This window comes from Geminicoccus flavidas, from assembly GCF_009806515.1.
Taxonomy (GTDB): Bacteria; Pseudomonadota; Alphaproteobacteria; order Geminicoccales; family Geminicoccaceae; genus Geminicoccus; species Geminicoccus flavidus.
The window spans coordinates 1-6,327 of the sequence record NZ_WUJP01000044.1 but is presented as its reverse complement, the minus strand read 5'-3'; the positions used below and the strand labels follow the sequence as shown (position 1 = coordinate 6,327).

At 62.3% G+C, this 6,327-nt stretch carries 7 protein-coding genes, 1 tRNA gene and 1 pseudogene; 4 read left to right on the top strand and 5 right to left on the bottom strand.

Annotated features, from left to right (window positions below; translation table 11 throughout):
* Positions 1-479: type I methionyl aminopeptidase (gene map, locus EQG76_RS01205; protein ID WP_159709859.1), on the bottom strand; the 479-nt coding region annotated here is incomplete at its 3' end.
* 305 nt (positions 480-784) lie between these two features.
* Between map and EQG76_RS01200 the strand changes: the two genes are divergently transcribed.
* Together EQG76_RS01200 and EQG76_RS01195 are read left to right on the top strand one after the other, a co-directional pair.
* Positions 785-1,531, top strand: a complete 747-nt coding sequence (locus tag EQG76_RS01200; RefSeq protein WP_159709857.1) for a competence/damage-inducible protein A — start codon at positions 785-787, stop codon at positions 1,529-1,531.
* A 45-nt stretch (positions 1,532-1,576) separates the two neighbouring features.
* Positions 1,577-1,661: transfer RNA gene (locus EQG76_RS01195), tRNA-Leu, on the top strand.
* A 95-nt stretch (positions 1,662-1,756) separates the two neighbouring features.
* Here EQG76_RS01195 and EQG76_RS01190 read toward each other — a convergent pair.
* The 3 genes from EQG76_RS01190 to EQG76_RS01180 all read right to left on the bottom strand — a co-directional run bounded on the left by EQG76_RS01190 (position 1,757) and on the right by EQG76_RS01180 (position 4,242).
* The gene (locus EQG76_RS01190; protein WP_159709855.1) at positions 1,757-2,554 is read right to left on the bottom strand and encodes a hypothetical protein; all 798 of its coding nucleotides are present in this window, start codon (positions 2,552-2,554) and stop codon (positions 1,757-1,759) included.
* A gap of 1 nt (position 2,555) precedes the next feature.
* Positions 2,556-3,461 (bottom strand): DUF1376 domain-containing protein, encoded by a 906-nt coding sequence (locus EQG76_RS01185; protein WP_159709853.1) that lies wholly within the window; start codon positions 3,459-3,461, stop codon positions 2,556-2,558.
* Between the two features lie 346 nt (positions 3,462-3,807).
* Positions 3,808-4,242, bottom strand: a complete 435-nt coding sequence (locus EQG76_RS01180) for a hypothetical protein (RefSeq protein ID WP_159709851.1) — start codon at positions 4,240-4,242, stop codon at positions 3,808-3,810.
* 315 nt (positions 4,243-4,557) lie between these two features.
* On the opposite strand from EQG76_RS01180, the gene EQG76_RS33220 reads away from it, so the two are divergent.
* Together EQG76_RS33220 and EQG76_RS01170 are read left to right on the top strand one after the other, a co-directional pair.
* Positions 4,558-4,881: a helix-turn-helix domain-containing protein gene (locus tag EQG76_RS33220; RefSeq protein WP_159709849.1), complete on the top strand. Its 324-nt coding sequence runs from the start codon at positions 4,558-4,560 to the stop codon at positions 4,879-4,881.
* 27 nt (positions 4,882-4,908) lie between these two features.
* Positions 4,909-5,136: a hypothetical protein gene (locus EQG76_RS01170; protein WP_159709847.1), complete on the top strand. Its 228-nt coding sequence runs from the start codon at positions 4,909-4,911 to the stop codon at positions 5,134-5,136.
* 737 nt (positions 5,137-5,873) lie between these two features.
* On the opposite strand, the pseudogene EQG76_RS01165 reads toward EQG76_RS01170, so the two are convergent.
* Positions 5,874-6,327: pseudogene (locus tag EQG76_RS01165) on the bottom strand (UDP-3-O-(3-hydroxymyristoyl)glucosamine N-acyltransferase); the annotation flags it as partial.

Sequence of the window (6,327 nt, the reverse complement as noted above, 5' to 3'; positions counted from 1 at the left end):
CGGCCGATGCCGTGGCCGCAATAGCTGCGCACCACGCTGAAGCCCGCCGCCTCGACCAGTTCCTGGACCGCCCGCCCGATCGCCGACAGGCGGCCGCCCGGCCGCACCGCCGCCACACCTGCGGCCAGGGCCGCCTCGCTCACCTCCATCAGGAGCTGCCGGCGGGCATCGATCTCACCCACCGCGAAGGTCCGGCAGCAGTCGCCGTGCCAGCCCGCCAGTTCCACCGTGATATCGATCTTGAGCAGGTCGCCGGCTGCGAGCGGCCGGTCGTCCGGCATGCCGTGGCAGACAACCTCGTTCGGCGACATGCAGGTCGCGAACGGATAGCCCTGGTAGCCGAGCGGGGCGGGCAGGGCGCCATGGTCGCGGATGAACGCCTCGCATGCGGCATCCAGCGCCCTGGTGGTGGCGCCTTCGCGGACCAGCGGCGCGATCATCGCCAGTGTTGCCGCGGCGAGGCGGCCAGCCCGGCGCATGGCTGCGAAATCCTGGAGGTGATGCAGCGGGACGTCGGGCGCACGGGCATTCCTTCGGATTTGCTTGGCGCGGCGACCATCAGAACTAAACCAGTGGTAGAATTTGCTCAAGTTCGTTCTCTTCGGCTGGCGGAGGTGCTGCAAGGGCCGAACAGGAACAAAGCCGGACATGATCATGGCGGGCTGCGAGGAGCCCATGTAGGTTCCAGCCGGCCCCGTCGACTAGGTTGGCCGGACCGGCGCGCGCAAGCCGCCCGTGACGCCGCCTGCGCCGGTGCCTGTCAGCCTGCGGGAGCCGAAGCGACATGAGTGAGCAGCCGACCGCCGCGGTCCTGATCATCGGCAACGAGATCCTGAGCGGCCGGACCCAGGACGTGAACCTCGCGCACATCGCGCGCGAGCTGGGCGAGATCGGCGTGCGCCTGGCCGAGGCGCGGGTCGTGCCCGACATCGAGGCGGAGATCGTCGACGCGCTGAACGCGCTGCGCCGCCGCTACACCTATGTCTTCACCACGGGCGGCATCGGCCCGACCCATGACGACATCACGTCGGCCTGCGTCGCCAAGGCGTTCGGCCTGCCGTTCGGCCGCCACCCGGAAGCCGAGCGACGCCTGCTCGCCTATTTTCCGCCGGAGAAGGTCAACGCAGCACGGATGCGCATGGCCGAGACCCCGGAAGGGGCCGAGCTGATCGACAACCCGGTCAGCATCGCGCCGGGCTTCCGGGTCGAGAACGTCTATGTGCTGGCAGGCGTGCCGGCGATCATGCGGGCAATGTTCGACGGCATCAAGGCGCGCCTGAAGGGCGGCCCGCGCCTCAAGTCCAGGAGCCTCACCCTGTTCACCCCCGAAGGTGAGGTCGCCGAGGCGCTGGGCAAGATCCAGCAGGACCATGCCGGGATCGACATCGGCAGCTACCCGTTCACCCGCGACGGGCGCTACGGCACCACCATCGTGTTCCGCGGCACCAATCAGACCCAGCTCGATTCCGGGTATGCCCGGCTCACCGCCTGGGCGCTGGAGCGCGGGGTGGAAACCAAGGCCGAAGCCTGAGCCCGGTTCCGCATCCGCCGCCGGCTTGCTAGGCTGGCCCCGCAGCCCCGCTTGGCGGAACAGGTAGACGCAAGCGACTTAAAATCGCTCGCTGCAAGGCGTGCCGGTTCGAGTCCGGCAGCGGGGACCAAGTTATTTCAAAGACTTAGCCGAAATGAATGCTGCCTGACGGACTTGAACGGAGAATGCGGTAGCACCGAGGTAGCACAGGTGTCGGGTGGGTGATTAGGTCGTTGGGAAATACGACTTCAAGGCAGCAACCTTCTGCGCGTAAGGAATGAAGAGCTGCAGGAGGACGTATACGTGCTCGCGACTGGGAACATCGCCCTGCGGATGCCCTGCTTCGTTCCGGCTAAAGCGGATTAGCGACTGAACGCCCTGAAAGTTGGTCTCGATGTCCTCACCTACCTGGTTAGGCAGTCCCCTAGCGATAGGGGCGATGAAGCGTCGAAATGCGTCGATTTTCCGTAGGATAGTGCGTTCTGACTGTATGCTGGTGAACTGCCGACTATATAGCGAACTAGAAGTCGAAGCACTCAGGAAATTCAAGAACTCGTTCTCTGAAGCAACCCCGAGCATTACACAACAGGCCAGAATGCAATCAGCATAGAAGCTTGATACTGCTTCTTCGAGATAGATCGCCGTTAGGTCGTCGAGACTAGGGACCTGGGCCCGCACAAGCTGAAGATATGATTCAGCACTGTGGAATCTCCACGGTCTGCCGCTCGTGATCGCCTGCTGACCGTGGTGGGAAAGTCTGAAGAATGGCCAGTTCGGATTGGCATTGTTGCTTCCTAAGGTAATGTAGCCCTGTCGGAAGAGGTCCCAAAATACATCGCGAGTAAGTTCAGACTCAAGTTCATTTAGCGCCGGATGACGTTGAGACTGGCGGTTTTCTCTTCTAGCCAGGACGGCGGCAACATTGTATTTCAGATGCTCGAATTGGTTGTTTGGGTATTCGGTCCTCTCCTGGCCCTGCAGCAGGTCCACGACGATGTCTCTAATTTCCTCGTAAGTGGCCACGCTATACCTCACAATGACGCTTTTTCCCCGTCCGCTCGACCATCATGAACAGGTCACGAGTATCCCGTCCGTCTCCATAGTGCCGCGCTAGCCTAATTAACTCACCGGGGCCCACCCGCTCCAACAACGCATCGTACCTAGCCCGGCTTTGCGTCGCGAGCAGAGCCCCAGCGGCGAGCCGCGCCAGCTCGATCGGCTCAGCGGGTGCTGCCGGCACCTCTGCCGCCTGATCCTGCCACCGCCGCTGCTCCAGCCAGTTCGCCGGGTGCGGGATGAACCGGTCCTGCGTGCCCTCGGCCTTCGAGGCCACTGCAGCGGCCTGCACGGCCGCCAGCAGCTGGCCTGCCTCCGCCTCATCCCGGGCTCGCTGGTAGGCCTCCAGCGTCGCCTTGCGGCCGATCTTCCGCGGATAGGCCTGCCACCAGACCTCGAACTCCTCGAGCACACGCGCGTCTCCCGGGAGGGGGACCGTAGGGGGTGTTTCTTTGGTTCTGGTATTTGGTTTTGGATAGGGGCCGGTTTGCTGGCCGGTTGCTCCCTCATTTGCTGGTGCCGCTCCGTGCAGCGCCAAGGGCTTAGCCTCCCGAGCCTGTCGTGCGGCCTTGGCGCGCTTCTCCGAAATCGCTCCGAGCTTTTCACGAACGGATTGCTGCTTCTTCTGCGTCCAGATCCCGTCCTGGATCCGCCAGAACGGCGCCAGGACTGGGCGCAGCCGCTTCTTCCAGCGATCAGGCGTGACCTTGGCCACGCGTGCCAGGAAGGCATCGTCGTCACGCAGGGAGCAGCCGGGCGAGCGCCAGGCGGCGAACAGGAGGAGCAGATAGGCGCCGTGCTCCTCGGTGGTGAGATGGGTCGTGTCGGCGAGATAAGCGTCCGTGTAGAACGGCATCGCCGGGAAGTCGGCCATGATGAGTTCCCATGCGCCAGGGATCACCGGCGGCATGAGCCGCGGTGGGATCGACAAGACGCGAACAGAGAGAAAAGGGGCCGCCCCTAAGGATGCGCTGCAGGGCGGCCTGCTGAGCTCTGCATCGACCAGACCGCCTGCAGGTTGGGCGGCGGCCTTCTTGGGTTCGCCGAAGCTCGACGTCCATGCAGTGCGCGCCAGGCACGCCTGCATCAGCGTTAATAGACCGGCTTACCCGAGAGGTCTGCAGAACTTTCGGTCTACAGCCGCTTAGAAGGCGGTTGGTCGGGCATGCCCGTCGGCGGCAGGCTGGACGCGCTGCCAGAGGCCCTGCATCGGTTGGCACTCATGCTTCCGCTCCCTTTCGGGTGCGGGTACGCTTTTTGGCCGTCACCGGCAGCGGCCGGATCGGCACCACCTGGCAGCGCCCCTGAATGACCCCGTCGAGGCGTGCCTCGATCAGCTCGATATCGCGATCCTCATGATCACTGCCGGACCTCTCGATCCAGTCGGCGAAGCGCTGCAGCTGCCGGCGTGCCTCCGGGTCATCCAGCGGCACCGCGCAGGCCTTCTCGACCAAGCGGAACATCATGGCGCGTTGCCTGACAATCCGCTCCACGGCCTTCTCATGGCGCTCGCTGCCTTCTGGAACATGCCGGAGGTTGTGCATGGACCAGTAGTTCTGGTCCTTCGCGGCCAGCCAGTCCAGGTACAGGGTGCTGATCCGTCCGGCCGCGCTCAGATCGCGCCTGGCCACATCCGTGCACTGGGCGGCCGCCACGGCAACCTTCATAGCCATGCGCTTGAAGCTGTCGTCGCTCATGCCACGCCTCCCGTCAGCAGACGGTCGACGTCGCGAGTGGGGTGGATGGGCGAGGCTGCGCCAGCTTGAGCGAGCAGTGTGCGGCGGGACGTGGTATGGAAATGGCTAGCCGATCGCATGGATGTGTACTCCTGCGTAAGGTCAGGCCCGGCGGGAAGGTGGTAGCTCCTGCCGGGCCAGTTAACGAAAATCGTTGTGAGCCCGCCAAGCGTTGCTGTCAACGAAACTCGTTGATGTTGACGAAAGTAGCCAAAGCATGGCACTTCTGGCTACATGATAACCCCTGCCACATGTCGCGCTGGGCGCGCGCTCCTCGGATGGTCACAGGAAGCCTTGGCAAAGGCTGCTTGTGTCGGCCTCAGTACGCTGCGGGCATTTGAGACTGGCCGAGGAAGCCCGACGAAGGCCAATCAGAATGCCATCGAGCGTGCGCTCATAGAGAACGGCATCGAATTTATCCCTGAGAACGGCGGCGGGCCTGGCGTGCGGCTGAGGAAGCCATCGGCTCATCTGATCGAGACAGGCCTAAAGTCAGGGAGCAAAGACGAGCCTCTAACTGCTGAAGAGGTTCCTGTTAAGGCGGCAACTTCGCCTTGAATAACAATGGCTCCAGGAGCACGGCCGATGGCTGAGAACGCGGCGAAGAGCGCCATTCTGGCGGCATTGGCAGATGGGCACGAGCTATCAGGCCCAGCCCTGCGCGAACGCGCGAAGTTGAGCGACAGAGACTTTTATGAGGTGATCCTGCAGTTGGAGACGGACCGGCGGGTGAAGAGCCGCTGGGCAATTGGCTCAAGCCCCATGGTGCGCCTCTATCGGCTTGCAGGCGTCGAGGTTGCTCCTGGCGCTTAGAATAAAATAGCAAGATGGCCGGGATAATCGTGCTATAAAGCACGAATGACCCCAGACAGTGGCCTGCGCGTAGGCCAAGTTTTCTGCCCCAGCAAAGGTGCAGAAGTCGGAACGTTGGATCGGCGTATCGTCGTCATCAGCCCACACCACGTTCTATACGATGTTCTGAACGATCAGGATCCACCTCAGATGGAACACACTACGCCCTTGTGCTTCCTCGAATGGGTAGCCTGGTCGGAGGCAACGTTGTGCGAGCCGAAGGTACAAGGCGGCTGCACGGCCGGCGACCGGCAGGCGTTATCGAGGATGCTGGTGGGCCAAGCGTGCGACCAAGCAAATTGTCCCCCGCCTGATAAAGGCTGGCCTACAGTTGGAAGAGACTGCCCCACTAAACTCCTGCGGACAACGCCAAGGACAATGATCCTGATGAATAAGACGCTCATGCGGTTTGCCAATGCATGGCTTGTCTTGGCCGTGATGGCAAATGCAGCTGCAGTATTTGGCGCATTTGCAAGATCTGCAAGCTTTTATAGCGGTATTAGTAGTACATTGAGCATATATAATCCTTTCGATATTACAAATCTTCTAACACAGATTGCATTATTTCTTCCAATCTTCGTAGCCCTCTACTGGCGCCATCGCCGACTAGAGAGATCTACAGCTTAAGCGTACTTACCTGTGCCTGGGGCGACTTGGGGCATCCAGAGTCTACCGGCTCTGGGCTCTGAATCCCGTCTCTATCGTGACTTCGTCCACCGGCGCGCCATCCGCTTGAGGATAGCCACCTGCCTGAAGAACTCGTGTCTGGGCTGGGCCGGAGTGCCAACCAGCGCCACGCCCGGGGGCACGTCCGACATCACGCCTGCCTGCGCCCCGATTCGGACTCCTTTTCCGATCCGCAAATGTCCGGCCAGTGCCGCCTGACCGCCAATTTGAACAAAATCATCGAGCACCGTCGAACCGGCAATGCCCACCTTCGCCACGACCACACAGCAGCGGCCGAGGCGGACATTGTGCGCGATCTGCACTTGATTATCGAGGCGACAGCCTGCGCCGATCACGGTGTCTCCCGTCGAGCCTCGGTCGATGGTCGTGTTGGCGCCAACTTCCACGTCATCCTCTAGCACCACACGGCCAAGATGCGGGACCGGTAGGAATCCAGCGTCGGTGGATGCAAAGCTGAACCCTTCC